This is a genomic window from Marinobacter nitratireducens, assembly GCF_000708045.1.
In the GTDB taxonomy this organism is placed as follows: Bacteria; Pseudomonadota; Gammaproteobacteria; order Pseudomonadales; family Oleiphilaceae; genus Marinobacter; species Marinobacter nitratireducens.
Genome location: NZ_ANIE01000007.1, coordinates 22,275 through 46,669, shown reverse-complemented (window position 1 = coordinate 46,669; position 24,395 = coordinate 22,275). Strand labels below are relative to the sequence as shown.

Genomic DNA, 24,395 nt, shown 5'->3' with positions numbered 1-24,395 from the left:
AGTATAGCACTCACTAAATTATGTACCGATCGGTACAAATATTGAGCCGACTAGGGATAGTCCAGTGGGGCTGTCTAATGCAATGACCAAAAAAAGGATTTTGAACATGAGCAAACTGACAGGCAAAACCGCATTGATCACTGGTGGAACAACGGGCATTGGCTACGCGACCGCCCGGCTTTTTCTGGACGAAGGGGCCAACGTGGTGATTACCGGGCAGAACGAAGAGCGGGTGAAGAGTGCTGGTGAGAGCCTCGGTGATGGCGCGCTTGCGATCCAGGCCGATGTTTCTTCAATGGACGATATGGCTCGGCTCGTTCAGCAGATCAAGGACAAGTTCGGCAAACTCGACGTACTGTTTGCCAATGCCGGTATTGCATGCCCAATGCCGTTCTCCGACGTGAACGAAGACAACATGAACAACCAGATCGACGTGAACTTCAAAGGCGTCATCTACTCCATCCAGAGCGCTCTGCCGATTCTCAAAAATCCGTCCAGCGTGGTGATCACCTCGACAACCCTGATCGAGAAGGGAGTTGCCGGCATGAGCGTCTACGCTGCGACCAAGGCTGCGGTCCGTTCCCTCGCGCGAACCCTGTCAGCAGAATTTGCTGGCCGTGGTATCCGTGTTAACTGTATCAGTCCTGGCCTGATCGAAACCCCGATCTACAGCAAGCTGGGTATGTCCGAGGAGGCGGTTTCCGAGTGGGCCGGTCAGCTCCTGACAAAGGTGCCAGCCGCCCGCCTGGGCCAAGCCGATGAAGTGGCGAAAACGGTCCTGTACATGGCGAGTGATGACTCCGCCTACATGGTGGGGGAGAGTGTGCTCCTGGATGGCGGTATGGCCAATATCTGAGGCTGCGAAGGCCCCTCAGGGATGAGGGGCTGAATCCTGGGGGGTGCGGGCCAGCATGGGCGTAATCGCCTGCTTTTCGCCTTCCACAAACATTTCCTGATTGTTGTTTCTGAGCGCCCAGATACCGCTGACGGTCGCGATGCCAATGCCCTGCCTGTCGAGCTCTGGTAAGTGCTTTTCGAGGTAGTCTACCGTTACCTTATGCGGGTGACCGATCGCGATGGCCGTGCCGTTCTCCCGGGCGAGTTTGATCAGGCGCCGGAACTGTTTATCCACGAACGCTTCGGTCTGTTGGTGGTCGAGGAACACGTCCCGGGTCATGGTGGGGATCTGGTAAGCCTGCGCAACGTCTGCTGCAATGGAGCTGGCAATTGTACGGCTATCAACGAAATAGAGCGGGTAGTTGTACAGCTCGGACATCACCCATTCCATGGGCTCGAAGCGCTGGGTTAGCAGGCTGCCCATGTGGTTGTTTACGCCGGTGACGTGGGGGATGGATTGCAGTGCCCGGCGCAGGGTCTGAATGGTGTCGGTGCGCCCCATGTCACTGGTGAGGCCGCCAGGCCCCAGGCCAAAGTTGTGGGTGTTGGCCATGGGTGCGTGAAGCATTATCTCTTTGTTGTTGCGGTGAGCCTGTTCAGCAAGACTGCGGGTGAACCGTCGATAAGGCAGGAAGGCCAGGGTCAGGGGCTGATCCAGCGCAATCAGGCGTTCCCCCTCCACACGATTATGCCCCATGTCATCGATGATGATGGCGATGGTCGGGGGCACCCCTCGACTGGTATTGACGTCAGGTCCGGCAGTTACAACTGGCGTTGCCAGTAGGGCTGCTAGCAGGAAAACAAATCTCACTGGCCGCTTTCCTGTCCTTTCTGGTTGAGGATGCGCAAACCCTTGAGCAGGTTCAAAGCGGAGCGCAGCTGGAAATCCCGATCCGCTGCAGAAGCCTGCGACTGCTGGCCTTCGTCCCGCTCCGATTTATCCTTCTCGTTTTGACCCACAAGGTGGCCACTCAGGTCGGCTTCGGTGAAGAAAGGCTGGCTGTCGATTTCCTTCAGCTCGGCCGGGCGAACGAGGATGTCCGGCTCGATGCCTGTTGCCTGGATGGAGCGGCCGTTTGGCGTGTAGTAACGCGCGGTGGTCATCTTGATGGCATGGGTTTCATCGAGTGGAATAACCGTCTGGACACTGCCCTTGCCGAATGATTGAGTGCCCATTATGACAGCCCGCTGGTGATCCTGCAGGGCCCCGGCGAGGATCTCGGAGGCGGACGCGGAGCCCCCGTTAATCAGCACCACAATGGGCGTGCCTTCCATGACGTCACCGGCCTTCGCGCTGAAACGCAGGCGTGAGCTCTGGATTCGCCCTTCGGTATAGACAATAAGACCCTCTTCGAGCAACGAGTCAGCCGTTTCGACGGCGGCCTGAAGAACGCCGCCCGGGTTGTTGCGCAGGTCAATAACCAGGCCGTCCAGGTCACTGCCGTGCTCGTCTTCCAGTTTGTCCAGGGCCTGGCGGAACTGGCCGCCGGTATCGGCCTGGAACTGGGTAATACGAACGTAGCCGTAGCCGTTATCGATCATCCGGGACTTGACGCTGGTAACCTTGATGACATCGCGCTCAACATCGATTTCGATAGGGCCGGTTTCGCCCTCACGCATGATCGTCAGGGTCAGGATGGTCCCGGGCTTTCCACGCATGAGCTGGACCGCTTCCTCAAGACCCATGCCCTTGACTGGCTTTTCATCCAGTTTGATGATCAGGTCGCCGGCCTGAACGCCGGCTTTTGAGGCGGGTGTGTCGTCAATTGGTGAAATGACTTTGACGAAGCCGTTCTCCATACCGACCTCGATGCCGAGGCCGCCGAATTCGCCAGACGTGCTTTCCTCAAGCTCTTCATAGTCCTTGGGGGCGAGGTAAGTGGAGTGGGGGTCGAGATCAGAAAGCATGCCTTTGATGGCACTCTCCAGGAGCTGGGTATCATCAACCTCTTCGACGTAGGCGTCCTTGATGCGGCTGAAGACTTCCGTGAACTTGCGCAGGTCATCCAGGGGCAGCTGCTTTTCCGGATCTGGCAGGGTGATTTCTACCTGCTCACCGTTCTGTAGGCTTTCCTGTAGCTGTCTGCTGTTTGCCTCGTTAGCCTGGGCGAGAGCCAGTCCGGGAGCGGTGGCGAAACAGGTGGCAAGAATCAAGGTGCGCAGCGGTGAGGTGTTGGCAATACTTCTGACCCGTTTCATTCACTTATCCCGTTTTTATTCCAATAGTTGGACTGGTTTCCCTTATTCCCGACAGTATGGCGCCCGGGCCGTCTTTTGTCAGCCCTCGCGTCAGTTGGCGAGCCACCGGCGCGGATTGTCGGGTTTGCCGTTGTGACGGACTTCGAAATACAGCGCCGGATCGTTGGTGCCGCCGGTGCGGCCCGTCAGGGCAATGGCCTCGCCTGCCGCCACCCAGTCTCCGGGACTGGTGAACAGGCTGCTGCTGTGGCCATAGAGTGTCATGTAGCCATCGCCGTGATCAATAATCGTGATCAGTCCGAACCCTCTCAGCCAGTTGGCAAAAACCACCCGGCCGTAGTGAATGGCGCGGACTTCCGCGTCTTCACTGGTGTTGATGAGTATGCCGCTGCGCCGGAGTTTCCCGTCGGCGTAAGGGGTGCCGTAGCTGCTGACCACCCGGCCTTTAACCGGCCAGGGAAGTTTTTTTCGAAGGCTTTTAAACGGCTGGGATTCATTCGGTGCCGGAATGCTCGCGATGGCCTGTTGCACCTCGTCGAGGAGTTTCTGCAGGCGCTTGCGGTCGGATTCCAGTTCGTTGCGTTCGCTTTTCCGGTTGTTGATATCGGCGTTCAGTGCCGCCAGAGTCCGCTCGCGCTGTTGGCGATAGTCCTTGAGTTCTGACTGTCGTTCGGCAATGCGAGCCTCGGAGTTGGCGAGCTCAACCCGGGTCGCCTGCACGCTGGCTTTGGTCTGTTTCAGTTTCTGCAGGCTGGCGCGGAAGGCTTCCAGGCGCTGGACGGTATCTCGGCTGAGATACTCGTAGTAGGTCATGGTCCGGGCAACCTGATCCGGATTGATTTCGTTAAGGAGCACTTTGACGGCTGGGGCGTCGCCTTCCATCCAGGCTGCCCGAATCTGCTGTTTCAGGCCTTCGCGCTGGTTATTGAGGGTTCGAGTCAGCTCCCGCTCTTCGGATTCCAACGCTGACAGCCGCTGCTTTTGATCCGACGCCTTTTGCCGGAGCGTGCGGCGTTCACGGGTCAGGCGGCTGATTTTTCGCTCCGTACTGACAAGCTGCCGCTCGAGGTCGGAACGGTCTTCCTCGGCATCGGCCAGCCAGTCGTCAATGTCCTCGATGCGTTCCTTGAGGTCTTCGATCTGGGCTGGTGTGACGTCTTCGGCCATTGCCGGTGCTGACCCCAGGAAAAGGGCCAGCACGGCAGTGATCAGTAGTCTTAACAAAACGGCTGGCTTGTCGATCAGTTTATCTTGACCAGGCTGTGCCCGGTCATCTCGCTGGGCTGTTCCACACCCATGAGCGCCAGCAGCGTCGGAGCTACATCGCTCAGGGCGCCGTCGTCCAGCAGGGAGACGTTGCGATGGCCGGTGTATACCAGGGGCACAGGGCCGATGGTGTGTGAGGTATGCACCTGGCCGGAGTTGGGGTCGGTCATCTGTTCGCAGTTGCCGTGATCAGCCGTGATCAGGGCCTCACCGCCGACTTCGTCCAGTGCTTCAACAACGCGCTTTATGCACTGATCGAGGCATTCGGCGGCCTTGATGGCAGCGTCCAGCTTGCCGGTGTGGCCGACCATGTCGCCGTTGGCATAGTTGCAAACCACCAGGTCGTACTTGCCGCTCTTGATTGCCTCAACCAGTTTGTCGGTCACTTCTGGGGCGCTCATCTCCGGCTGCAAGTCGTAGGTGGCGACTTTGGGGGAGGGCACCAGAATACGGTCTTCGTTCTCGAACGGCGTTTCCAGACCGCCATTGAAGAAGAAGGTGACGTGAGCGTACTTCTCGGTCTCGGCGATGCGCAGTTGGGTCTTGCCCTGGTTGGCCATGTATTCGCCCAGGCCATTGACCAGTTGCTCCGGCGGGTAGGCGCAAGAGGTCTTGATGTCCGCCGCGTACTCGGTAAGCATGACGAAGTCCGCCAGCTCCGGGTGTTTCAGGCGGTCAAAGCCGTCAAAGTCCTTCTCGACAAAGGTACGGGTCATTTCCCGGGCCCGGTCGGCACGGAAGTTCATGAACAGCACCGTGTCGCCATCGTTGATGGTGGCTTCGGATTCTCCGGCGCCACGGATTCGTGTTGGCTTGACGAACTCGTCGTTTTCGCCGCGCTCATAAGCTTCTTCAAGGCCAGTCACTGCGTCGGCAGCGGTAAATTCTGCCGTGCCCTGGGTCATAAGGTTGTATGCCGCTTCAACTCGATCCCATCGATTGTCGCGATCCATTGCATAGTAGCGACCGACGATGGAGGCAACCCGGCCCACGCCCAGGCTTTTCATCTTCGCGGAAGCTTTTTCCAGCGACGGTGAAGCACTGCGGGGAGGCATGTCGCGACCATCGAGGAATGCATGGATATAGACTTCTTTGGCTCCACGGGCGGCGGCCATTTCAGCGGCTGCGAGAATGTGGTCTTCGTGGCTGTGCACGCCGCCAGGCGACAGCAGTCCCATCAGGTGAACAGCTCGACCGCCGGAGACGGCTTTGTCGATCGCGTTGCACAGGACGTCGTTCTTCTGAAATGCGCCGTCCTCGAGATCCTTATCGATCCGGGTCAGGCTTTGATAGACCACCCGGCCAGCCCCGAGGTTCATGTGACCCACTTCGGAATTGCCCATCTGACCCTGGGGCAGGCCAACGAACATGCCAGACGTATTGATCAGGGTTTTCGGCTGGTTTTGCCAAAGCTTGTCCCAGAACGGGGTGTTGGCATTGCTGATGGCGTTGTCGTCAGCCGGGTCACGGTGTCCCCAGCCATCCAGAATAATCAGTGCAGTCGGCTTTCGCGTCGCGGTCATCAGTTCATCCGGTCAGGTAAAAGAAGTCTTGATAATCAGGAGTGCAGATTCTAACCGTTTTGGCGTTCACAAGCCATTTCCACTGCCTTCTGTGAGCGCTGCCGGGTGTGTATAATCCTGCCAAATTATTTTTCGGGGTAGTTTCATGGACCGCTTGTTCGAATTTGTTGTTAACCACTATGTTCTGGCGTCGTTGTTCGTCGCATTTCTGGTGGCCATTCTGGTGTTGGAGTCCCGTCGTGGCGGTAGCAAGATCTCTGCGCAGGGCGCCATTACGCTGATCAACAAGGATGAAGCTGTGGTAGTGGATATCCGGGATCGCAAGGAATTCGGCGAGGGGCGGATCACCGGATCGGTCAACATCCCTCTGAGCAGTCTGAAAAGCCGTGTTTCTGAACTGAACAAGTTCAAGGAAAAGCAGATTATTGTTGCCGACAAGATGGGGCAGCATTCGGCCATGGCGGTGAAGCAGCTGAACGCGGAAGGCTTCACCAATGTTGTGCGTCTGAACGGCGGAATCGCAGACTGGAAAAGCAGCAACTTGCCGCTGGTCAAAAAGTAAGGGCGGTTAGCCTTGATCTGAAGTGAAATCTGCCGCACTGTTTCACATTAGCCGTCCGGGACAGGCAGTAAACTGGTCCGGCAGCGTACCTCATAATGACGGGCCAGAGCCCACGATCAAGAACGAAAGGACTGAACATGGCTGATAATCAGCAAGCCGCAGCAGGCAGCGAAAACCAGACTCAACCCCAGTTTGCCCTTCAGCGTATCTATGTGAAGGACCTGTCTTTCGAGTCACCGAATTCTCCGGCCGTCTTCCAGGAGCAGTGGAAGCCTCAGGTCAATCTGGATCTGAACACTTCCCACGACAAAGTCAGTGACAACCAGTATGAGGTGGTGCTGTCTCTGACGGTGACCGCCAAGATCGGTGAGAAGGTGGCTTACATTGTCGAGATCCAGCAGGCGGGTGTTTTCCTGGTTCAGGGGATTGAAGGCCCGCAGCTGGGCCAGATGCTCGGCGCCTATTGCCCGACCATCCTGTTCCCGTACGCCCGTGAAGCGATCGACGGTGTTGTGAACAAGGGTAGCTTCCCGGCGCTGATGCTCGCTCCGGTGAACTTCGATGCGATCTATGCCCAGGCCCTCCAGCGCAAGCAGGAAGAAGCCGCTGGCGAAGCCAAGGAAGAACAGACTCACTGAGTGGCTGTGACATCCTGACGGCATAAAAAAAACCGGCATTGGCCGGTTTTTTTTATGCCCGTGCTGCCGTGCGTCAGAGCGCGCCGTCAAAGCCCAATTGCCGCCAGGCCTCGTAGACAACGAGCGCGGCGGTATTGGACAGGTTCAGGCTGCGGCTTTCCGGCCGCATGGGAACGCGAAGACAATGCTCCGGTGGGAGTCCTTCCCGTACCTCGACCGGTAGGCCCCGCGTCTCTGGGCCGAACATCAGATAGTCCCCGTCCTGGAACGCTACTTCATGGTAGTGCCGACTACCCTTGGTCGTCATTCCGAACAGCCTTTGCGGGCACTCACTGTCCAGAAATGACGAATAGTCTGGATGGACGCGGACGCTGGCGTACTCGCTGTAGTCCAGGCCGGCTCGTCGCATCTGTTTATCTTCCAGGGAAAATCCCAGGGGTTCAATCAGATGCAACTGGCAGCCGGTGTTGGCGCAGAGCCGGATGATATTGCCGGTATTTGGCGGTATTTCCGGCTCGTAGAGCACCACGTGGAGCATGGAAATTAGCGCTCGACAGCCAGCGCGACACCCATGCCGCCGCCGATGCACAGGGTTGCCAGGCCTTTATTGGCATCGCGGCGAACCATTTCATGCAGGAGACTGACCAGGATCCGGCAGCCGGAAGCGCCAATCGGATGGCCGAGGGCAATGGCTCCGCCATTGACGTTCACCTTGCTGCTGTCCCAGCCCAGATCACGGTTGACGGAAATGGCCTGAGCCGCAAATGCTTCGTTGGCCTCAACAAGGTCCAGATCGTTTGCACTCCAACCGGCCAGATCCAGGCAGCGTTTGCTGGCTGGAATCGGGCCCGTGCCCATGATGGTGGGGTCGACGCCCGCATTGGCGTGTGCCTTGATGGTGGCAAGCGGGGTCAGGCCCAGTTCTTTGGCTTTTTCTGCACTGCACACCATGACGGCGGCCGCGCCATCGTTCAGTGAAGACGCGTTGCCGGCGGTGACTGAACCATCTTTTTTGAAGGCCGGGCGGAGTTTGCCAAGGCTTTCTGCGGTAACGCCGGCGCGGGGACCCTCGTCACGGTCGACTACAACCGGATCGCCTTTGCGCTGGGGGATGGTGACCGGAACGATCTGGCCGTCAAAATGGCCAGCCTCGATGGCTGCGGTTGCTTTTTGCTGGGAAGCGGCCGCGAACTCATCCTGTTCTTCCCGGCTGATGCCATATTTCTCGACGATGTTTTCGGCGGTGATCCCCATATGATAGTCGTTAAAAGCGTCCCACAGACCATCGTTAATCATGGTGTCGATCATGGACCAGTTGCCCATGCGCTGGCCGTTACGGCTGTTGGGTAGTACGTGAGGCGCCTGGCTCATGCTCTCCTGGCCGCCGGCGATCATGATGTCAGCGTCGCCGCAGCGGATAGCCTGGACGGCCATGTGTACAGCCTTCAGGCCGGAACCGCAGACCTTATTGATAGTCATCGCTGGTACCGAAGCAGGAAGTCCGGCATTGATCACGGATTGACGGGCGGGGTTTTGGCCGCAACCGGCGGTAAGCACTTGCCCCAGAACCACTTCGTTAATCTGTTCCCCGGCGACCCTGGTTTCTTCCAGAATGGCTTTGATAACCGCAGTGCCGAGTTGATCCGCGCGCAGGCTGGAGAGCCCGCCGCCAAAGGATCCGATGGCCGTCCGCTTGGCGGAAACAATGACTACATCGCGCATGGTGTTTCTCCGATTCAAGGGCACAAAGGGAATAGTTTGTGCCGGCAGGATGAAAATGCAGGCGAGCATTGTATCCGGAAAGGCGGATTGGGCCAAAAATTGTGCGTCTTGCTATAGCGGTGCGTTCTACATGTTCAGGCTGCGCCCGCCATCCACTGATAGTATCTGGCCAGTGACGAATGGCGCATCGCAGATGAGGAACACAATGGCGCCCGCGATGTCGTCGGGAGTACCTGTGCGGGCCAGGGGGGTCTTGGCGAGGATCGATTGCTGGTAGCTTTCGTCGATGGCTGCATCCCCTTCCGGCCACAGGATGGCGCCAGGGGAAACGCCGTTCACCCGAATGTCGGGCGCCAGGTCTTTGGCCAATGACTGGGTCATGGAGGCCAGGCCGGCTTTGCTCGCACAGTAAAGGGGGTGATCGGGCAGTGGACGTTCGCTGTAGATATCAATCAGGTTGACCACGGCGCCACTGTGCTGTTTCAGCGCTGGCAGGCAGGCCTGCAATAATAGAAACGGTGCCCGAAGATTGGTATGCATGACGGTGTCCCAATCTGCTAGCGTGGCCTCGGCCACCGGGTTGGGATAAAACACCGAGGCATTGTTTACCAACGCGTCCAGTCGCTGCCATTGTGCCATGGCCTCTTGCGCCAGTGCTTCCACCTCGGCTGCCCGGCTCAGGTCAGCCTGCACGACCCTGGCGGAATCGTGCCGCAGGGTGTTCAGTTCGTCGGCCAGGGTGTTTGCCTGTTCTCGACGGCTACGGCAGTGAATCGCGACGTTCCAGCCCCGTTGATGGAGTTTTCGGGCAGTGTGGGCGCCAAGCCGGTGGGCGGCACCGGTGATCAGTGCTACTGGGGCGGTATCAGTCATGGTTGTCTGGTCCTGAAGCGTGAGTGAATACCTGCTGTATACGTGCAAGGCGCTCACTCTGGATGGCTTCTCCCAGTGCTTTGCCCTTGAAGCCCTGTTCGATCAGTTCTTTCGGCTGTACGCCGGTTGCTGCCTTGGCTGCTCGCTTCAGTCTTTCTATGACCGGCCTCTGAGAATCAGGCACCACGTTGTTGAGGACAACAATCAACGATGAAAACCGCTCCGGGCGACGCCATAAGTCCGCGTGATTGAACATAGAGAGGGCAGCGTCTGGCCCCATGCCGTTGCCAGCGGCCGACGTCTTCTGAGCGTAGGTCGTTGTCAGGTGAGCCAGGTCCCGACAGTCGTTGGGTGCCTTGAGGGCCCTCGCACGCTCAAGACATTCGTCAGGTTGCAGTGCAGACATCAGCGCGGCAAAGCGCTCTTCGGTGGAGCCGTTCTGTCGATGTATCCGGCGAAGGGCATCGAGGACCGCCGGAAGGGTATCAGGTTGATCGAGTTCGGGAATCAGCACGCCCAGGCAGTCGCATTGCTGCAGCACTTCGAAAAACGTGCCGGGTTCTTTTTCATGCAGGGCGCGCTGGATTTCCTGCCAGACCCGCTCCGGAACCAGGTGGTCGACCTCGCCATCGGCCACCATGGATTGCATCAGCGACAGAGTCTCGGGGCACACCCGGAAGCCCAGCGGCTGGAAACGGGCTGCAAATCGAGCGGTTCGAAGTATTCGCAGAGGGTCTTCGGCGAAGGCGTCCGAGACATGCCTGAGTTGCCGGAGTTCAATGTCCTTTTGGCCATGGAACGGATCAATCACCTCGCCTTGCTCGTTCATCGCCATGGCATTGATGGTGAGATCGCGCCGCCTCAGATCCTCTTCCAGGGTGACATCCGGGGCACTGTAGACACTGAAACCATGATAACCGCGGCCCTGCTTGCGCTCCGTCCGGGCAAGCGCATATTCCTCCCGGGTTCTGGGATGCAGGAATACCGGAAAGTCTGCACCAACCTGCTTGAAGCCGTTCTCGAGCATCTCTTCCGGCGTGGCACCCACCACAACCCAGTCCCTGTCTTCAACATCAAGACCGAGTAACTTATCGCGCACGGCGCCGCCGACCAGAAAGGTTTGCATGAAGGGATGGGGTCCTTTGAGTGTGTTTCGGGGATTATCCGGTTCCCCGGATGCAGAGGCAAACCTCAAGCTGAATCTGCGGGCACAAAAAAGCCCGCCAGGATGCTGCCGGGCGGGCTTTTGTCTTCGGTGCTGTCAGATCAGAACGCGGTTCCGAGTTCCAGCGCTGCGCCCACATCCGCATCGCTGTACAGGGCGCCAAGATCCAGACGAACACCAACGATGTTCAGACCGAAGCCCGCAGTGAACTGGGTTTTCTCTTCGATTCCGTTGTTGTCGTCGTTGCTGGCCAGGTTCTGGCGAACGCCGACGCGAAGCTGGGCATAGCGCCAGGCATCAAACTCGGCACCGAGCGCCAGCCATTGGGTGTCGTCTTCGTAACCGAAGGCTTCTTTCTTGGTCAGATCCACTTCCGCAGTCACCACGTGATAGTCGCTTCTGTGGGCAATACCGACGGTCAGCATTGGATCCAGCTTAAGGGTGCGGACTTCCTCGCCCAGCGCCGGTCTGCTGGCGGCGGAATCCAGCTCCATGGGGATCAGGTTCTTGACCGCGGCACCCACGGTCCACTCCTGCTCCTCACCGAAGCTGTAGGCAGCGCCGAGGTCCAGGTTGAAGCCACTCTTGTCGGTCTGGGATTCATCACTATCAAAATCGTCATCTTCAAAGCCGGAGACGGTTTCTGTGTACTGGAACGTCTGCAGGTTCACATACTTGGGCGACACGCCGAGTTGAAGCTTTTCACCGTTGGAGAGTTCGAACTCACGGGCGAATGCGATGCCGACTTCGGCAACGGCAGAGGCGAGGACTTTGCCGCGGGATTCGAGATTGTCGGTGGCACCCGGGACCAAAGCGCCATTTTCGATGGCCTGCAGTGTGGCGTCATCGTCCTGGTCGTATTCACCTCGAACGGTGGCAGTCAGGTTGCCGTTGGTGAACACACCGACGGACAGATCCTTGCGGGGGAATGCGAGTGCAAGTCCCAGACCGGCGTTCACCCGTACGGTGTCACGATCAAAAGCCTGTAGCTGGTCTCTGAGAATGCCTGCCTGCTTCTGGGCTTCTGCCTGATCGGTATTGTTGATAGCGACTTCGAGAGCATCAATGGTGTCTTGAATATCGTCTACCTGATCAACGGTCTCTTCCTCGTCTGCCGCGCGGGCATTGACGGAGGGCAGGATCAGGCCGAAATCATCAGACCACTCATGGTGGGAGCCCGCCATCAGTGCCGGGTTTTTCGCAGTGGCTTCGACCGGGCTTGACACGGCAACACCGGTTCCCGCCATAGCAAACGAGCGGGAAGACATGAATTGCTGCGGGCTGGCGAGTGCGGAGGTGGTCGCAACCGAGAGGCCGATAGCCAGAGAGAGTTTGGTCAGACGGTTTCCGTTCATGAAGGGTCCTTATTGAGCGTTTTATTCAGATTGTTCCGACATTACGTGCAGGAAAGGTTAGGACAGAACGCTTTCAGCTACATGACAAAAGGGGTAACGGTTTGTTTTTAATGTGTAAGTGACGGCATTTTTTTGCCGCCAATCGGAGGGAGATGTGTGCTCGTGTAAGTCAACGTTCCAATAATCAGAGGGTTACGAAACCTGGCGTGAAATTTTCATGATCTCCTGAAAATGTATGTTCGGAGACGAAAAATGACCCTTCGGTGGATAACTGTACCGTTCCTGCTTCTGGTGCTGACGGCCTGTGCGGCTAACGGTTCCAGGGAAAACAACGATCAGGAGCCGCAGGCCAGAACCGAGCTGGAGCCGATCACCGTGCGTGTGTCCGGGTTTGGCACCTATGAGGATGCGACCAAGGACCGTCTGAATACCCGGAAGCGATTGTTGGCGCGCCGTGCGTCGCAACTTGATGCCTACCGCAATCTGGCTGAACGGGTATATGGCACGGTTATCTACGGCAGCTCCACGGTGAATGACTTTGTGCTCAGAAACGACAACTTCCGGACCTATGTGGACAGCTATATTCGCGGTGCCAAGATGGTCGCGGTTAATGAGCACAGTGATGGGGTTGTCGAGACTGTCATGGAGCTCAAGCTGGAGCCGCGGTTCCGGGCCTGTGTCTCCGAGGTGGCTGACGATCAGGTCCAGGATCTGTGCCCGATTCCCATGCCAAGGGGCAACGACAGCATGGGTGATGTGCAGAGTCAGGGTGTTGATTCCCTGTACTATCTGGACTGATCAAGACTATTGAGACTCAGGGCCCTTGCGGTCTGCGCAACGAGTGAGGCTAGGTTACCGAATATGAATGCGATGCGACGCCTGTTAGTCATTCTGCTGGTGTTCTCCGGCACGGCCCACGCCGTGATGATGGAGGGTGTCGGGCATGCCGTAATTCGCGATGGTGACCTTGACGCTGCCAGGTCCGAAGCCCGACAGGCGGCACTCAGGGATCTGTCCCTGCAGTACGAAGCGCGGGTGAGTACCAGCGATACGATGGAAAACGGCGTATTGACTGACTCCCGCACACAGGTGGCTTCAAGGGCAAGGGCCCGCAACGTCCGTGTTGTTAATGAATCCCAGTCGGGCAACCGTTTGCGAATTGTTGTTCGGGCAGACGTCACCCAGAGCGCAAAGAGTTGCCAGGCGGGCGAGTCAGCCAGGCTGAGAAAGCGTGTTGCGGTAACCGGATTCCCGTTGCTGGATCCGGCCCAGGCCCGGATGGGTAATCTCGGTAACGCCGGGCAGGATTTATCTCAGCTTCTCCAGCAGCGACTAAGAGATACTCGGCAACTGCAGGTGTTTGGCGCCAGTGCATTGAGCCTGTTTGGCGATCTCACAAATGCCCCGACCACCATGGGCGGTGACAACCGACTGTCCAATATCCTTCGAATAGCCCGGGAGCTGGGGGTGCAGTTCGTGGTTGCGGGCGTGATCCGGGATGTGAGCATGAATGACCCGGCGGCCTGGGGATCGTCGGTTTGGGACGGCGTTAAGCGCGCTGTGGGAACGGTGGATGAATCGAGAAGGTTTGTCGCGGACTTGATGGTGTTTGATGGGTTCAGTGGCTCGCCAGTCTACCGGCAACGATTTTCCACGTCGGCTGAGTGGAATGCCGGAGCAGGCACATCCGACGGTTTGGGCTCAGGAGGACTTCTGGCGTCTGCATATGGGCAGGCGGTTGAAGGCGTGATCGGTGAGATGGCGGCGGCGGTGAATGAGGCGGTAGCCTGTCAGCCCTTCATGACACGTATAACCCGGGTTGAGGGAGACGCAGTCACACTGGAATCCGGAGCAACAGCAGGGCTGAGGCCTGGGGACGAGTTACACGTTTATCGCAGTGCGCGGCACTGGGGCTCTCTCGATGGAACGCCGGAGCTCAGTGATGCCCGATTGACGATGACGCTGAACAACGTGCACCCGGATTTCAGCAACGGGCGCATGTCTGTGCCGGGGGAACGGGTGAATGTTCAGCGCGACGATGTGGCCATTATCTGGTGAGTCGTGGCGCTGAGCCGCTTTGGCTAGCTTGAACCTGAATCCTCAGGCTGCCTCAGCGGCCGCAATATCCCGAATCTTGCCGACCATGGCCCGCAGGCCGTTACCCCGGGTGGGGGAAATGTGGCGGAACAGGTCCAGCTGCTCGAACAGCTCGTCGATATCGGTCGTCAGGAGCTCCCTGGGGGCCTTACCGTTCAGGGCGACGAGGATGATCGCCGCAAGCCCGCGAACAATCATGGCGTCGGAGTCGATCAGCAGATAAAGCTTCCCACTTGCCTCGTCGAAATAGTGGATCAACCAAACCTGGCTCTGGCAGCCGTGAACATAGTTTTCTTCGGTGCGGGCATCGTCGGGAAAGGACGGCAGTTGCTTGCCCAGATCGATAATGTAGGCATACCGCTCTTCCCAGTCGTCCAGGAATTCAAAGGCATCCAGCACATCTTCCAATGTGGTCTTGGTACCCAGCGGATTGTTCAGAAAATCCTGTTCGCTTGCAGTCATCAAAGCATTCCCAGTTCGAGCTTGGCTTCGTCGGTGAGCATATCATTGCTCCAGGGTGGATCGAAGGTCAGATCGACCGTGACCTTGTCCACGTTGGGCACATGCTCGACCTTTCGCTTCACGTCGTCACAGATAACCGGGCCCATGCCGCAACCGGCGGCCGTCAGGGTCATCTGGATGTAGACGTGGTTGCCATCCTCGGTGCCGTTCTCAATCTTGCACTCGTAGATCAGTCCCAGGTCCACAACGTTGACCGGAATTTCCGGGTCGTAGCAGTTGCGCAGGGCTTCCCAGACCTGGTTCTCGTTGACGGTGCCGTCTTCCGGTGTCTCGAAACTGCTTTCCAGTGGCTGTTTGCCGAGGGCATCTGCATCATGGCCTTCAATGCGGGCCAGGTTGCCGTTGACGGCCACGGTGAAGGTGCCACCAAGCGATTGTGTGATGGTCACAAATGTATCGGCCGGAATCATGATTTCGGTTCCGGCAGGTACCAGGCGGGCTTCCACCTCACGTTTGGTCAGAACCACTTCCCGTTCTTGCATGCCCAAGCTGGCCTCGCTGTCGTCTGGTGTATCAGGCTATGGTAAAGCTTTCGCCGCACCCACATTCTGCTGTCGCATTGGGGTTGCGGAAACGGAAGAGGGAGTTCACACCCTCGGTGACAAAATCGATCTCAATGCCATTGACCATCGGCAGGTGTTCTTCTTTAACGAAGACGTCGACACCGTCGATGTGAAACACACGGTCGTCGCCAGCCGATTCTTCCACCCACTGGGTTTCGTACTTGAAGCCGGAGCACCCGCTACGGGTAATGGCAAGCCGGATGCCCTTGGCCTCCGGCTTTTTGTCCAGCTGCTTTCGGACGTGCCGGACCGCCGTGGGCGTCATGGTCACGGTCACATCGTTTGGGGTGAAGACTTCTGCTGTCATGATTCCACCTCCATCAGGCAAACAGTCGCTGGATTTTCTGAAGGGCGGTAAACAATTGCTCCACCTCGTCCAGCGTATTGTAAAACGCAAAGGAAGCCCGGGCTGTACCGGGAACTCCGTAGAAATCCATCAGCGGCATGGCGCAGTGGTGGCCGGTCCGGATGGCGATGCCCTGCTGGTCGAGCAGAGTACCGATATCGCTGGGATGCAGTCCGGCGATCTTGAAGGACATGACGGGCACTTTCTTCGCCGCAGTACCGATGATCTCCATGCCCGGAACCGTTGCTACCAAGTCGTTAGCGCGCGCCAGCAGAGCGGACTCTGCGGCCTCCATCGCCTGCCGGTCGAGGCGGCCCAGATAATCAATGGCGGCGCCAAGGCCGACGGCTTCGGCAATCGCCGGTGTACCGGCTTCGAATTTGTACGGCAGAACATTCCAGGTGGTGCGTTCGAACGAGACGCGCTCAATCATCTCGCCACCGCCCTGATAGGGAGGCATTGCCTCCAGCAGCTCAGCTTTGCCGTACAGCACGCCGATGCCGGTTGGGCCGAATAGCTTGTGGGATGAAAACACGTAAAAATCGCAGTCCAGAGCCTGTACGTCCGGCTGGTAGTGAGGCACTGCCTGCGCACCGTCGAGCAGCGTCAGAACGCCGCGTTTCTTCGCCTCGCCAACCAGCTCCATCACCGGGTTAACGGTACCAAGCACATTGGATACGTGGGTCAGTGCCAGGACTCTGGTGCGGTCATTCAGGAGGCTGTGGAACGAATCCAGATCCAGTTCGCCGGCAGGCGTGACCTGAATGGGAACTACCTTCGCGCCGGTGCGTTCCGCCACCATTTGCCAGGGCACGATGTTGGCATGGTGCTCCATGTGGGTGACGAGAATTTCATCACCTGCCCGCAGCCTTGGAGCCAGTCCGTTGGCCACCAGGTTGATGGCTTCGGTGGTACCCCGGGTCCAGATGATTTCGCGGGTGCTTTCCGCGTTAAGGAAGCTGCGAACAGTTTCTCTGGCACCTTCAAACGCGGCAGTAGCACGATCGCCGAGGGTATGGGCGCCCCGGTGCACATTGGAGTGCATTTCGCGGTAGTAGCGATCCATGGCATCCAGCACCGCAGCCGGCTTTTGGGCTGAGGCGCCATTGTCCAGATAGACCAGCGGCTTCCCGTTCACCTGCTGAGAGAGGATCGGGAAATCGCGGCGGATGCTGTCTACATCAAATGCCGGCTGGTTGGCGGTGTTTGCCACGGACAGATCCGTCATGACTGACTTACGCCTCCTCGAAGGTCTGATCGAAAAACTGGTTCAGGCGAGTGTGGGCAGTTTCCCGCACCGACTCTACCGGAATTTGATCAACCAGTTCGTTGATAAATGCCATAGTCAGCAATACGTTAGCCTGACGACGACCGATGCCCCGGGAAACCAGATAGAACACGGAGGTTTCGTCCAGCTGGCCAATGGTGGCGCCGTGGGCGCATTTGACGTCGTCGGCGTAGATTTCCAGCTCGGGCTTGGTGTCGATTTCTGCACCGTTAGACAGTAGCAGGTTCTTGTTGTTCATATCCGCATTGGACTTCTGCGCATCCTGATGGATATGAATGCGACCGTTGAACACTGCATGGGACTGATCCGCGGCAATGTTGCGATAGGTCTCTTCGCTGTTGCAGTGAGCAGCTATGTGCTCAATGGTGGTGTGGTTGTCGTAGTGCTGCTTACCCTGGGTAACTACCACGCCATTGAGCTTGCACTCTGCTCCTTCGCCTTCCAGGCGGACCTGAAGGTCGTGGCGGCGCAGAGGGCCGCCGAAGCCAACGGTATGGCTTTCAAAACGGGAGCTGCGTTGCTGGCGCACACCGGTTGCGCCGACGTGCTGCACATTCTCGCCTTCCATGTTCAGGCGGATGCTGGTGACACTAGCGCCTTCCGCGACTTCAACCTCGGTAACGGTGTTGACCAGGACCGCAGCTGTACCGCTGGAAATGTACTCTTCAACCAGAGTTAGTTGGCTGTGCCGGCCCGCGTCCACATAGATGCGCGGAAATGCAGAGCCACTGGCATCCGCAGTTACCTCGTGCACGATGTGCAGAGGCTGGTCCAGGACGGCTTCGGGGGCAAGGCTGATGAACAGGCCGTCTTCGAATCGGGCCGAGTTCAGCTGTGCAAGCTGCACGGCTTTGCCGTCGAGATTACTGTCCAGTCGCTCCGCCAGGCGGGCAGCCTCGTCATCGTCGAGATCGCCGAAACTCTGGATCCGGATTCCTTCGAGGTCCGGATACTCGCTGGCTTCGGGAAGCATGACGCCGTTAAGGAATGCGACCTTGTAGCCGGGAACTGCCAGGCTGCTGCCGGTTTTTTCGTCCGCGGGCAGGGATATGCCCATATCGTCGGTCAGCTTCAGGTACTTGCTGGAGTACTTCCAGTTTTCCGTTTTCCGGGTCGGCAGGGGCATGTCCACGAGGGCAGTGCCCCGCTGCTTGCGCAGCTCCAGCAATGGCTGGGGCAGGGACTGGCCGGCCGGGTGGAGAAACGCGGCAGGAAGAGTGGGTGCTGCTTTCATTCCGCGACCTCCTTAGTTGGCTGCGTCCGTGGCGGCGTCTTCGTCCTTGATGCCAAGCCAGCCATAGCCCTTCTCTTCCAGCTCAAGCGCCAGCTCACGACCGCCGGATTTGATGATCTTGCCACCAGCCAACACGTGCACATAGTCCGGCACGATGTGGTTCAGCAGACGCTGGTAGTGCGTGACCATCAGGATGGCTCGATCGTCGGAGCGCAGGGCGTTCACGCCGTCGGAGACAACTTTAAGGGCATCGATGTCCAGGCCGGAATCGGTTTCATCCAGAATGGCCAGCTGCGGTTGCAGCAGAAGTGCCTGCATGATTTCGTTACGCTTTTTCTCACCGCCGGAGAAGCCTTCGTTGACGCCCCGCTTGAGGAAGGACGGATCAAGGTCGACCTGTTTGGAGACTTCCTTGGCCAGCTTCATGAACTCAGCCGCATTCATTTCCTCTTCACCCTTGTGGGTGCGCATGGCATTCACCGCCGTGCGGAGAAATTGCAGGTTGCTGACGCCGGGGATTTCGACGGGGTACTGAAAAGCCAGGAAGATGCCCTCCCGGGCGCGCTCTTCGGTTTCAAGTTCCAGAAGGTTTTCGCCGTTCAGGGTGATCGAGCCGTCGGTAACGTCAAATGCCTCGTTGCCTGCCAGCACCTGGGACAGGGTACTCTTTCCCGAGCCGTTCGGGCCCATGATGGCGTGAACTTCCCCGGCCTTTACGTCCAGATTGATACCTTTGAGGATCTCTTTGCCCTCAACAGAGGCGTGCAGGTTCTTGATGCTCAGCATTTGTTGCTTCTCTCTATCTCTGAATCTGTATGAATTCGTTGCCAGTAGCGCCGGCTCTGGTTAGCCCACGGAGCCTTCAAGGCTGACTTCCAGGAGCTTGCCCGCTTCTACCGCGAACTCCATCGGCAGTTCCTTGAACACTTCCTTGCAGAAGCCGTTCACGATCATGGACACCGCCTGTTCCGGGTCGATACCACGCTGACGACACAGGAACATCTGTTCGTCGCTGACCTTGGAGGTGGTGGCTTCGTGTTCCACGATGGCCGATTTGTTCTTGCTCTCGATGTACGGGAAGGTGTGGGCGCCGCAGCGATCTCCGATCAGCAGCGAGTCGCACTGGGTAAAGTTCCGCGCACCTTCGGCCCCCGGGCCGAATTTCACCAGGCCACGATAGGCGTTGGAGCTCTTACCGGCGGAGATACCTTTGGAGATGATCGTGCTACGGGTGTTTTTCCCCATGTGAATCATCTTGGTGCCGGTATCGGCCTGCTGGTAGTTGTGAGTCAGTGCCACAGAGTAGAACTCGCCGACGCTGTTTTCGCCGCGCAGGACACAGCTGGGGTACTTCCAGGTAACCGCGGATCCGGTCTCGACCTGGGTCCAGGAAATCTTGGAGTTTTTGCCGATGCAGGCACCGCGTTTGGTGACGAAGTTGTAGATGCCGCCTTTGCCGTTCTCATCACCCGGGTACCAGTTCTGTACCGTGGAGTACTTGATCTGGGCATCGTCCAGTGCCACCAGTTCCACGACAGCCGCGTGCAGCTGGTTTTCGTCGCGCATCGGTGCGGTACAACCTTCCAGGTAGCTCACGTAGCTGCCTTCGTCGGCGACAATAAGTGTCCGTTCGAACTGGCCTGTGTTGGCGGCATTGATCCGGAAATAGGTGGACAGCTCCATGGGACAGCGTACGCCCTTAGGCACATACACGAAGGTGCCGTCAGAGAAGACCGCCGAGTTCAGGCCGGCGAAGAAGTTGTCGCCGGCAGGTACTACGCTGCCCAGGTACTTCTGTACCAGCTCGGGGTAGTCCCGGATCGCTTCGGAAATCGAGCAGAAAATGACACCGGCTTTGGCCAGCGGCTCTTTGAAGGTGGTAGCCACCGAAACGGAGTCGAACACCGCGTCTACGGCGACACCCGCCAGCTTCTCCCGCTCGTGGAGAGGAATGCCGAGCTTCTCATAGGTTTTCAGCAGTTCCGGATCGACTTCATCCAGGCTTTGCGGCATGTCCTCTTTGCGCTTCGGGGCTGAGTAGTAGGAGATCGAGTTGTAGTCGATCTTCGGGTAACCCACATGCGCCCAATCCGGCTCATCCATTTCGAGCCAGCGACGATAGGCTTTCAGGCGCCATTCCAGCATCCATTTCGGCTCATTTTTGATCGCGGAAAGGCGGGCAATGACATCTTCATTCAGACCGGGTTCGAACGTTTCGGCTTCGATTTCGGTCACGAAACCGTGCTCGTATTCCCGTTTGATCAGCTCGTTCACCTCTTTATCGGTGGTCGCCATGATCGTCGCTCCGTATTCTCTCATCGCGGGCCGGGGGCCCTTGGTGTGTCGGAAGCCAGTTGCGGGCTCCCGATCGAATGTTTTGATTAGGGTGTTGCGGTGGTACCGCTGCTTCTGGCGAGCGATTATACAATACCAGAGTAAAATAGTCAGGTATTAAATTGGTTGTGTAGGGATTATACCGTAATCACGGTGTCGGGCACCAAGGCTGGCGCCCCTAGCGGAAAGGAAAAGGCCGTTTTTTGACCAATGGCTAATCTGCGGTCTGGTAGAGCGACTCCAATTCGGTGGAGTAGCTGACGCCGACGAGCTTCCAGCCGTTTGAGTCTGGCTGGTAGTAGGTGAAGCGCCAGGCAATGGCTGCGGCCTCAAACTTCTGCAGCCAGGTCTGGCGGGTGAAGTGCTCACCAATGACTTCCGTTTTTACATGGGCCGTGCCAATGGGGTGGCCAACACTCTCAATTACGCGGGTAAAGTAGCTGGCGGCCTCCTTGGCTGAACTCTGATAGGGCGCGGCGTCCACGCCCAGGAAGGGTTCCAGGGACTGGTAGGCGTTTTCAATCTTGCCCTTTTGGGCCGTCGCCATGAAGGCGGCGGTTTTGCTGTCGATCTCTGCTCGATCGGCCAGCGTATCGGCAGCCAATGCGACGGATGATGGGAATAGCAATAAAGCGCTTGCCAATATCCTGGCCTGGAGGCTCATACCGGGACTCCTGTTCAAGTGTCGAATCAGGGTAGCCGACAAGGAGTCGGACTTTGTTGCGCAAACTCTCAAATGCCCTTTGTGGTCACCGGTCAGGACAGGATTCGGGTCAGATAGCTGTGGTCCAGGCGATCCGGCATGTTTTCCGGGCGGGGTATGCGAACGGTATAGCCACTGCCTGGCGCGCAATCCAGGGAGCCGCCGTTCAGGTTCTCCATCGTTGGCGCGGTGAAGCGCAGGTTGCCGGCCGGCGTGACCAGTTCGAGTGGGTCGCCGGGGGCAAAGCGGTTCTTTACTTCGATCGTGAGCCACCGGTCGTCGTCATCGCTGATCGCCCCGACAACCTGCTGGGTGCCAAGGAAAGAAGAGCCTTGCTCGTAGGTCTGATACTCCTGTGGCAAATGCCGTCGCAAAAAGCCCTCGGTGTAGCCTCTGTTCGAGAGCGCTTCCAGTTCATCCATCAGGCCCATATCGAAGGGCTTGCCCTGAACGGCATTATCGATCGCGCGGCGATACACCTGCGTGGTTCGGGCCACGTAGTAGGTGCTTTTGGTTCGCCCCTCGATTTTCAGGGAATGAACGCCGATTTTTGCGAGTTCGGCCACGTGCTGGACAGCCCGCAGGTCCCTTGAGTTCATGATATAGGTGCCGTGCTCATCTTCGTAGGCGGGTATGAAGCTACCGGGCCGGTTGGGCTCCTCAAGCAGCATTTCCCGAGGTTCGAAGGCTTCGACCTGAGCACTGCCAGAGGTGGCGATGAGGTCGCCAGTGTGATCGTGGCTATGCTGTACTTCCTTGTAATTCCAGCGGCAGGCGTTGGTGCAGGTGCCCTGGTTGGCGTCCCGGTGATTCATGTAGCCGGAGAGCAGGCATCGGCCGGAATAGGCCATGCACAGAGCGCCGTGGACAAACACCTCCAGCTCCATGCCGGGCACTCGCTCGCGGATTTCGCGGATTTCGCTGAGGGCCAGCTCCCGGGACAGGATGACCCGGCTCAGTCCCTGGCGGCGCCAGAACTCAACGGTTGCCCAGTTGACTGCATTCGCCTGCACCGACAGGTGGATTGGTTGATCCGGCCATTTTTCACGGACCAACATGATGAGCCCGGGATCTGACATGATCAGGGCATCCGGTTTCATTTCCAGCGCTGGCGCCAGGTCCCGCAGGTAGGTCTGTACCTTGGTATTGTGGGGGGCAATGTTGGATACCAGGTAAAACTGCTTGCCAAGAGTGTGAGCCCGTTCAATGCCTGCGCCGAGGGCTGCAATGTCTTTGAAACTGTTGTTTCTTACTCTCAGGGAGTACCGGGGTTGTCCGGCATAAACGGCATCTGCGCCATAGGCAAAGGCGGTCTCCAGGTGCGCCTGGGTACCGGCGGGTGCAAGCAATTCCGGGGAAATCATGTCAGCTCCGGGGTGTTCTATGGATAGTGGGGCCTGGGGCCGTATTCAGAGGGTGGGAATTGTGCCTCAGTCGCTGAGTCGCGCACTTGACCTCGCTCAAAGGTCTAATAGATTGTCTTCAGCTAACATATGTACGCTGTTATGGTTTGTCTGGCCAAAAGAAAATGAAAGGAGGGTTTTGGCATGGCATCGGAGCCTGTGAGGCCTGAGGCCGCTCGCGTTTCCCTGAGTGCCAGGGTGAGTTCATTGATCAGTGTCCAGCTCACTCGTGGCAAAGTCGGTGTTGAGATGGTGGCGTCGCAGTTACATATGAGCCGTTACACTCTGCACAAGAAACTGAAACGGGAAGGGCTGACGTTCGCCTCTCTGTTGGAGGACGTTCGCCGTAAGCAAGCGCTTACCTATATGCAGGATAAAACCAAGCCGCTGGTAGAGATTGCCGAACAGCTTGGCTTTTCCGAGTTGAGTGCATTCAGCCGGGCGTTCAAGCGCTGGATGGGCACTTCTCCGGCTGAATACCGTTCGCTCAGACTTTCTTGAAGATCAGGGTGGCGTTGGTGCCACCGAAGCCGAAGCTGTTGCTCATCACCAGATTCAGGTCCTGGTTGTCCATCCGTTCGCGAACAATCGGATAGCCTTCAGCACCTTCATCCAGGTTCTGAATGTTGGCAGAGGGCGCAATAAAGCCTTCGCGCATCATGATCAGACTGTAGATGGCCTCATGCACACCGGCGGCGCCGAGCGCGTGGCCACACAGCGGCTTGGTGGAGCTGAGTGGCGGGATCTTGTCACCGAAGGTTTCCTTCAGGGCTTTCAGCTCAGTCACGTCACCGGCCGGAGTGCTGGTGCCGTGAGTGTTGATGTAGCCGATGTCACCCTCCACATTCTTCATCGCCTGCTTCATGCAGCGCACGGCGCCTTCACCGCTCGGAGCAACCATGTCCGCACCGTCAGACGTCGCACCAAAGCCGACCAGTTCGGCAATGATGTTGGCGCCGCGGGCTTCTGCATGCTCGAGGGCTTCCAGAGCCAGAACGCCACCACCACCAGAGATGACGAAACCGTCGCGGTCCGCATCGTAGGTACGTGAAGCGACTTCCGGTGTGTCGTTGTATTTGGTGGACAGGGCTCCCATGGCGTCAAACAGCAGGCTGAGAGTCCAGTGGATGTCTTCGCCGCCGCCGGCAAACATCACGTCCTGACGCCCCAGGGCAATCAGGTCGGCTGCGTGGCCGATGGCGTGTGCACTGGTGGCGCAGGCGGATGTGATGCCGTAGTTGATGCCACGAATACCAAAGCCGGTGGCCATGGACGCGTTAATGGCGCTACCCATGGTGCGGGGCACGCGATATGGCCCAACGCGACGAATGCCTTTTTCGCGGTGAGTGTCGATGGAGTCCAGCAGCTCAACGGTGGAGGCGCCGCCTTGCCCGAAGATAACACCCGTAGTGTCAGCCTTGATGTGCTCATCGGTCAGGCCGGCCTGTTCGATGGCTTCGCGCATCGCCAGGTAGGTATAGCCGGAGGCCGGGCACATGAAGCGCCAGAGTTTACGGTCAATCAATTCCGGCAGGTTCAGGTCAATCTGGCCACACACGTGGCTTCGCAGCCCATTGTCCTTGGCTTCCTGACTGAATCCGATGCCGGGTTTGGAGTCCCGAAGAGACTCGGCTACTTCTTTCTGGTTGGTTCCCAGGCTGGAGACGATCCCCATACCGGTAATAACAACGCGACGCATCTTGCT

Annotated in this window: 25 protein-coding genes; 6 read left to right on the top strand and 19 right to left on the bottom strand. The window is 58.1% G+C overall.

Annotated features, from left to right (window positions below; all coding sequences use genetic code 11):
- The first annotated feature begins 106 nt into the window (after positions 1–106).
- Positions 107–856, top strand: coding sequence for an SDR family oxidoreductase (locus tag D777_RS11380; protein ID WP_201443368.1), 750 nt, complete (start codon positions 107–109; stop codon positions 854–856).
- Positions 857–871: 15 nt separating this feature from the next.
- On the opposite strand, the gene D777_RS11375 is transcribed toward D777_RS11380, so the two are convergent.
- From D777_RS11375 to gpmM, 4 genes are all read right to left on the bottom strand, one after another.
- Complete coding sequence (locus D777_RS11375; RefSeq protein ID WP_227501750.1) at positions 872–1,708, bottom strand: divergent polysaccharide deacetylase family protein; 837 nt, start codon at positions 1,706–1,708, stop codon at positions 872–874.
- Entirely contained in the window at positions 1,705–3,096 is a 1,392-nt protein-coding gene (locus D777_RS11370; protein WP_036132219.1) for a S41 family peptidase, read from the bottom strand. The genes D777_RS11375 and D777_RS11370 overlap by 4 nt, the downstream gene beginning before the upstream one ends.
- 90 nt (positions 3,097–3,186) lie before the next feature.
- Entirely contained in the window at positions 3,187–4,263 is a 1,077-nt protein-coding gene (locus D777_RS11365) for a murein hydrolase activator EnvC family protein (RefSeq protein ID WP_051669104.1), read from the bottom strand.
- A gap of 74 nt (positions 4,264–4,337) precedes the next feature.
- Entirely contained in the window at positions 4,338–5,885 is a 1,548-nt protein-coding gene (gene gpmM, locus D777_RS11360; RefSeq protein ID WP_036132216.1) for a 2,3-bisphosphoglycerate-independent phosphoglycerate mutase, read from the bottom strand.
- 145 nt (positions 5,886–6,030) lie between these two features.
- Between gpmM and D777_RS11355 the strand changes: the two genes are divergently transcribed.
- Together D777_RS11355 and secB are read left to right on the top strand one after the other, a co-directional pair.
- A complete protein-coding gene (locus tag D777_RS11355; protein ID WP_036132213.1) occupies positions 6,031–6,447 on the top strand; it encodes a rhodanese-like domain-containing protein in 417 nt (138 codons plus the stop codon).
- 137 nt (positions 6,448–6,584) lie between these two features.
- Positions 6,585–7,085 (top strand): protein-export chaperone SecB, encoded by a 501-nt coding sequence (secB, locus tag D777_RS11350; RefSeq protein WP_036132210.1) that lies wholly within the window; start codon positions 6,585–6,587, stop codon positions 7,083–7,085.
- A gap of 73 nt (positions 7,086–7,158) precedes the next feature.
- Here the strand turns inward: secB and trmL are convergent, their stop codons facing one another.
- The 5 genes from trmL to D777_RS11325 all read right to left on the bottom strand — a co-directional run bounded on the left by trmL (position 7,159) and on the right by D777_RS11325 (position 12,200).
- Positions 7,159–7,623, bottom strand: a complete 465-nt coding sequence (gene trmL / locus D777_RS11345; protein ID WP_036132206.1) for a tRNA (uridine(34)/cytosine(34)/5-carboxymethylaminomethyluridine(34)-2'-O)-methyltransferase TrmL — start codon at positions 7,621–7,623, stop codon at positions 7,159–7,161.
- Positions 7,624–7,628: 5 nt separating this feature from the next.
- Positions 7,629–8,807: an acetyl-CoA C-acetyltransferase gene (locus D777_RS11340; protein WP_036133008.1), complete on the bottom strand. Its 1,179-nt coding sequence runs from the start codon at positions 8,805–8,807 to the stop codon at positions 7,629–7,631.
- A 126-nt stretch (positions 8,808–8,933) separates the two neighbouring features.
- Positions 8,934–9,680, bottom strand: coding sequence for a pteridine reductase (locus tag D777_RS11335; RefSeq protein ID WP_036132203.1), 747 nt, complete (start codon positions 9,678–9,680; stop codon positions 8,934–8,936).
- On the bottom strand, positions 9,673–10,806 hold the full coding sequence (locus tag D777_RS11330; RefSeq protein ID WP_051669074.1) for a tRNA nucleotidyltransferase: 1,134 nt from the start codon (positions 10,804–10,806) through the stop codon (positions 9,673–9,675). Before D777_RS11330 ends, D777_RS11335 begins: the two co-directional genes overlap by 8 nt.
- Positions 10,807–10,946: 140 nt before the next feature.
- The gene (locus D777_RS11325) at positions 10,947–12,200 is read right to left on the bottom strand and encodes a conjugal transfer protein TraF (protein WP_036132200.1); all 1,254 of its coding nucleotides are present in this window, start codon (positions 12,198–12,200) and stop codon (positions 10,947–10,949) included.
- 252 nt (positions 12,201–12,452) lie between these two features.
- Here D777_RS11325 and D777_RS11320 point away from each other — a divergent pair, with 252 nt between their 5' ends.
- Positions 12,453–12,998 carry an LPP20 family lipoprotein gene (locus D777_RS11320; protein WP_036132198.1) on the top strand — a complete coding sequence of 182 codons (546 nt, stop codon included), beginning with the start codon at positions 12,453–12,455 and terminating at the stop codon, positions 12,996–12,998.
- Positions 12,999–13,061: 63 nt separating this feature from the next.
- The gene (locus tag D777_RS11315) at positions 13,062–14,258 is read left to right on the top strand and encodes a flagellar assembly protein T N-terminal domain-containing protein (RefSeq protein WP_036132195.1); all 1,197 of its coding nucleotides are present in this window, start codon (positions 13,062–13,064) and stop codon (positions 14,256–14,258) included.
- A gap of 42 nt (positions 14,259–14,300) precedes the next feature.
- Here the strand turns inward: D777_RS11315 and D777_RS11310 are convergent, their stop codons facing one another.
- From D777_RS11310 to trhP, 9 genes are all read right to left on the bottom strand, one after another.
- Entirely contained in the window at positions 14,301–14,759 is a 459-nt protein-coding gene (locus D777_RS11310) for a SufE family protein (protein ID WP_036132193.1), read from the bottom strand.
- Positions 14,759–15,301: a putative Fe-S cluster assembly protein SufT gene (gene sufT, locus D777_RS11305; RefSeq protein ID WP_036132189.1), complete on the bottom strand. Its 543-nt coding sequence runs from the start codon at positions 15,299–15,301 to the stop codon at positions 14,759–14,761. The genes D777_RS11310 and sufT overlap by 1 nt, the downstream gene beginning before the upstream one ends.
- A 31-nt stretch (positions 15,302–15,332) precedes the next feature.
- Positions 15,333–15,689 carry a HesB/IscA family protein gene (locus tag D777_RS11300; protein ID WP_036132187.1) on the bottom strand — a complete coding sequence of 119 codons (357 nt, stop codon included), beginning with the start codon at positions 15,687–15,689 and terminating at the stop codon, positions 15,333–15,335.
- A gap of 13 nt (positions 15,690–15,702) precedes the next feature.
- On the bottom strand, positions 15,703–16,956 hold the full coding sequence (locus D777_RS11295; RefSeq protein WP_036132184.1) for an aminotransferase class V-fold PLP-dependent enzyme: 1,254 nt from the start codon (positions 16,954–16,956) through the stop codon (positions 15,703–15,705).
- A 7-nt stretch (positions 16,957–16,963) separates the two neighbouring features.
- Complete coding sequence (gene sufD / locus D777_RS11290; RefSeq protein WP_036132182.1) at positions 16,964–18,250, bottom strand: Fe-S cluster assembly protein SufD; 1,287 nt, start codon at positions 18,248–18,250, stop codon at positions 16,964–16,966.
- A gap of 12 nt (positions 18,251–18,262) precedes the next feature.
- Positions 18,263–19,036 (bottom strand): Fe-S cluster assembly ATPase SufC, encoded by a 774-nt coding sequence (gene sufC, locus D777_RS11285; protein ID WP_036132179.1) that lies wholly within the window; start codon positions 19,034–19,036, stop codon positions 18,263–18,265.
- A 60-nt stretch (positions 19,037–19,096) separates the two neighbouring features.
- Positions 19,097–20,545, bottom strand: coding sequence for a Fe-S cluster assembly protein SufB (sufB, locus tag D777_RS11280; RefSeq protein ID WP_036132176.1), 1,449 nt, complete (start codon positions 20,543–20,545; stop codon positions 19,097–19,099).
- 253 nt (positions 20,546–20,798) lie between these two features.
- The gene (locus D777_RS11275) at positions 20,799–21,248 is read right to left on the bottom strand and encodes a hypothetical protein (protein ID WP_036132173.1); all 450 of its coding nucleotides are present in this window, start codon (positions 21,246–21,248) and stop codon (positions 20,799–20,801) included.
- Positions 21,249–21,340: 92 nt separating this feature from the next.
- Positions 21,341–22,651: a prephenate-dependent tRNA uridine(34) hydroxylase TrhP gene (gene trhP, locus D777_RS11270; protein WP_036132171.1), complete on the bottom strand. Its 1,311-nt coding sequence runs from the start codon at positions 22,649–22,651 to the stop codon at positions 21,341–21,343.
- Between the two features lie 183 nt (positions 22,652–22,834).
- Here trhP and D777_RS11265 point away from each other — a divergent pair, with 183 nt between their 5' ends.
- Complete coding sequence (locus tag D777_RS11265) at positions 22,835–23,191, top strand: helix-turn-helix transcriptional regulator (RefSeq protein WP_036132168.1); 357 nt, start codon at positions 22,835–22,837, stop codon at positions 23,189–23,191.
- Here D777_RS11265 and fabB read toward each other — a convergent pair.
- Entirely contained in the window at positions 23,178–24,389 is a 1,212-nt protein-coding gene (gene fabB, locus D777_RS11260) for a beta-ketoacyl-ACP synthase I (RefSeq protein WP_036132166.1), read from the bottom strand. The two genes, D777_RS11265 and fabB, sit on opposite strands and share 14 nt — an antisense overlap.
- Positions 24,390–24,395 lie beyond the last annotated feature (6 nt).

Bases quoted from the DNA above. Each gene is read 5' to 3' on its own strand.
- D777_RS11380 (WP_201443368.1), top strand. From the start codon at position 107: ATGAGCAAACTGACAGGCAAAACCGCATTGATCACTGGTGGAACAACG.
- D777_RS11370 (WP_036132219.1), bottom strand. From the start codon at position 3,096: ATGAAACGGGTCAGAAGTATTGCCAACACCTCACCGCTGCGCACCTTG.
- D777_RS11365 (WP_051669104.1), bottom strand. From the start codon at position 4,263: ATGGCCGAAGACGTCACACCAGCCCAGATCGAAGACCTCAAGGAACGC.
- gpmM (WP_036132216.1), bottom strand. From the start codon at position 5,885: ATGACCGCGACGCGAAAGCCGACTGCACTGATTATTCTGGATGGCTGG.
- D777_RS11355 (WP_036132213.1), top strand. From the start codon at position 6,031: ATGGACCGCTTGTTCGAATTTGTTGTTAACCACTATGTTCTGGCGTCG.
- secB (WP_036132210.1), top strand. From the start codon at position 6,585: ATGGCTGATAATCAGCAAGCCGCAGCAGGCAGCGAAAACCAGACTCAA.
- trmL (WP_036132206.1), bottom strand. From the start codon at position 7,623: ATGCTCCACGTGGTGCTCTACGAGCCGGAAATACCGCCAAATACCGGC.
- D777_RS11340 (WP_036133008.1), bottom strand. From the start codon at position 8,807: ATGCGCGATGTAGTCATTGTTTCCGCCAAGCGGACGGCCATCGGATCC.
- D777_RS11335 (WP_036132203.1), bottom strand. From the start codon at position 9,680: ATGACTGATACCGCCCCAGTAGCACTGATCACCGGTGCCGCCCACCGG.
- D777_RS11330 (WP_051669074.1), bottom strand. From the start codon at position 10,806: ATGCAAACCTTTCTGGTCGGCGGCGCCGTGCGCGATAAGTTACTCGGT.
- D777_RS11325 (WP_036132200.1), bottom strand. From the start codon at position 12,200: ATGAACGGAAACCGTCTGACCAAACTCTCTCTGGCTATCGGCCTCTCG.
- D777_RS11320 (WP_036132198.1), top strand. From the start codon at position 12,453: ATGACCCTTCGGTGGATAACTGTACCGTTCCTGCTTCTGGTGCTGACG.
- D777_RS11315 (WP_036132195.1), top strand. From the start codon at position 13,062: ATGAATGCGATGCGACGCCTGTTAGTCATTCTGCTGGTGTTCTCCGGC.
- D777_RS11310 (WP_036132193.1), bottom strand. From the start codon at position 14,759: ATGACTGCAAGCGAACAGGATTTTCTGAACAATCCGCTGGGTACCAAG.
- sufT (WP_036132189.1), bottom strand. From the start codon at position 15,301: ATGCAAGAACGGGAAGTGGTTCTGACCAAACGTGAGGTGGAAGCCCGC.
- D777_RS11300 (WP_036132187.1), bottom strand. From the start codon at position 15,689: ATGACAGCAGAAGTCTTCACCCCAAACGATGTGACCGTGACCATGACG.
- D777_RS11295 (WP_036132184.1), bottom strand. From the start codon at position 16,956: ATGACGGATCTGTCCGTGGCAAACACCGCCAACCAGCCGGCATTTGAT.
- sufD (WP_036132182.1), bottom strand. From the start codon at position 18,250: ATGAAAGCAGCACCCACTCTTCCTGCCGCGTTTCTCCACCCGGCCGGC.
- sufC (WP_036132179.1), bottom strand. From the start codon at position 19,036: ATGCTGAGCATCAAGAACCTGCACGCCTCTGTTGAGGGCAAAGAGATC.
- sufB (WP_036132176.1), bottom strand. From the start codon at position 20,545: ATGGCGACCACCGATAAAGAGGTGAACGAGCTGATCAAACGGGAATAC.
- D777_RS11275 (WP_036132173.1), bottom strand. From the start codon at position 21,248: ATGAGCCTCCAGGCCAGGATATTGGCAAGCGCTTTATTGCTATTCCCA.
- trhP (WP_036132171.1), bottom strand. From the start codon at position 22,651: ATGATTTCCCCGGAATTGCTTGCACCCGCCGGTACCCAGGCGCACCTG.
- D777_RS11265 (WP_036132168.1), top strand. From the start codon at position 22,835: ATGGCATCGGAGCCTGTGAGGCCTGAGGCCGCTCGCGTTTCCCTGAGT.
- fabB (WP_036132166.1), bottom strand. From the start codon at position 24,389: ATGCGTCGCGTTGTTATTACCGGTATGGGGATCGTCTCCAGCCTGGGA.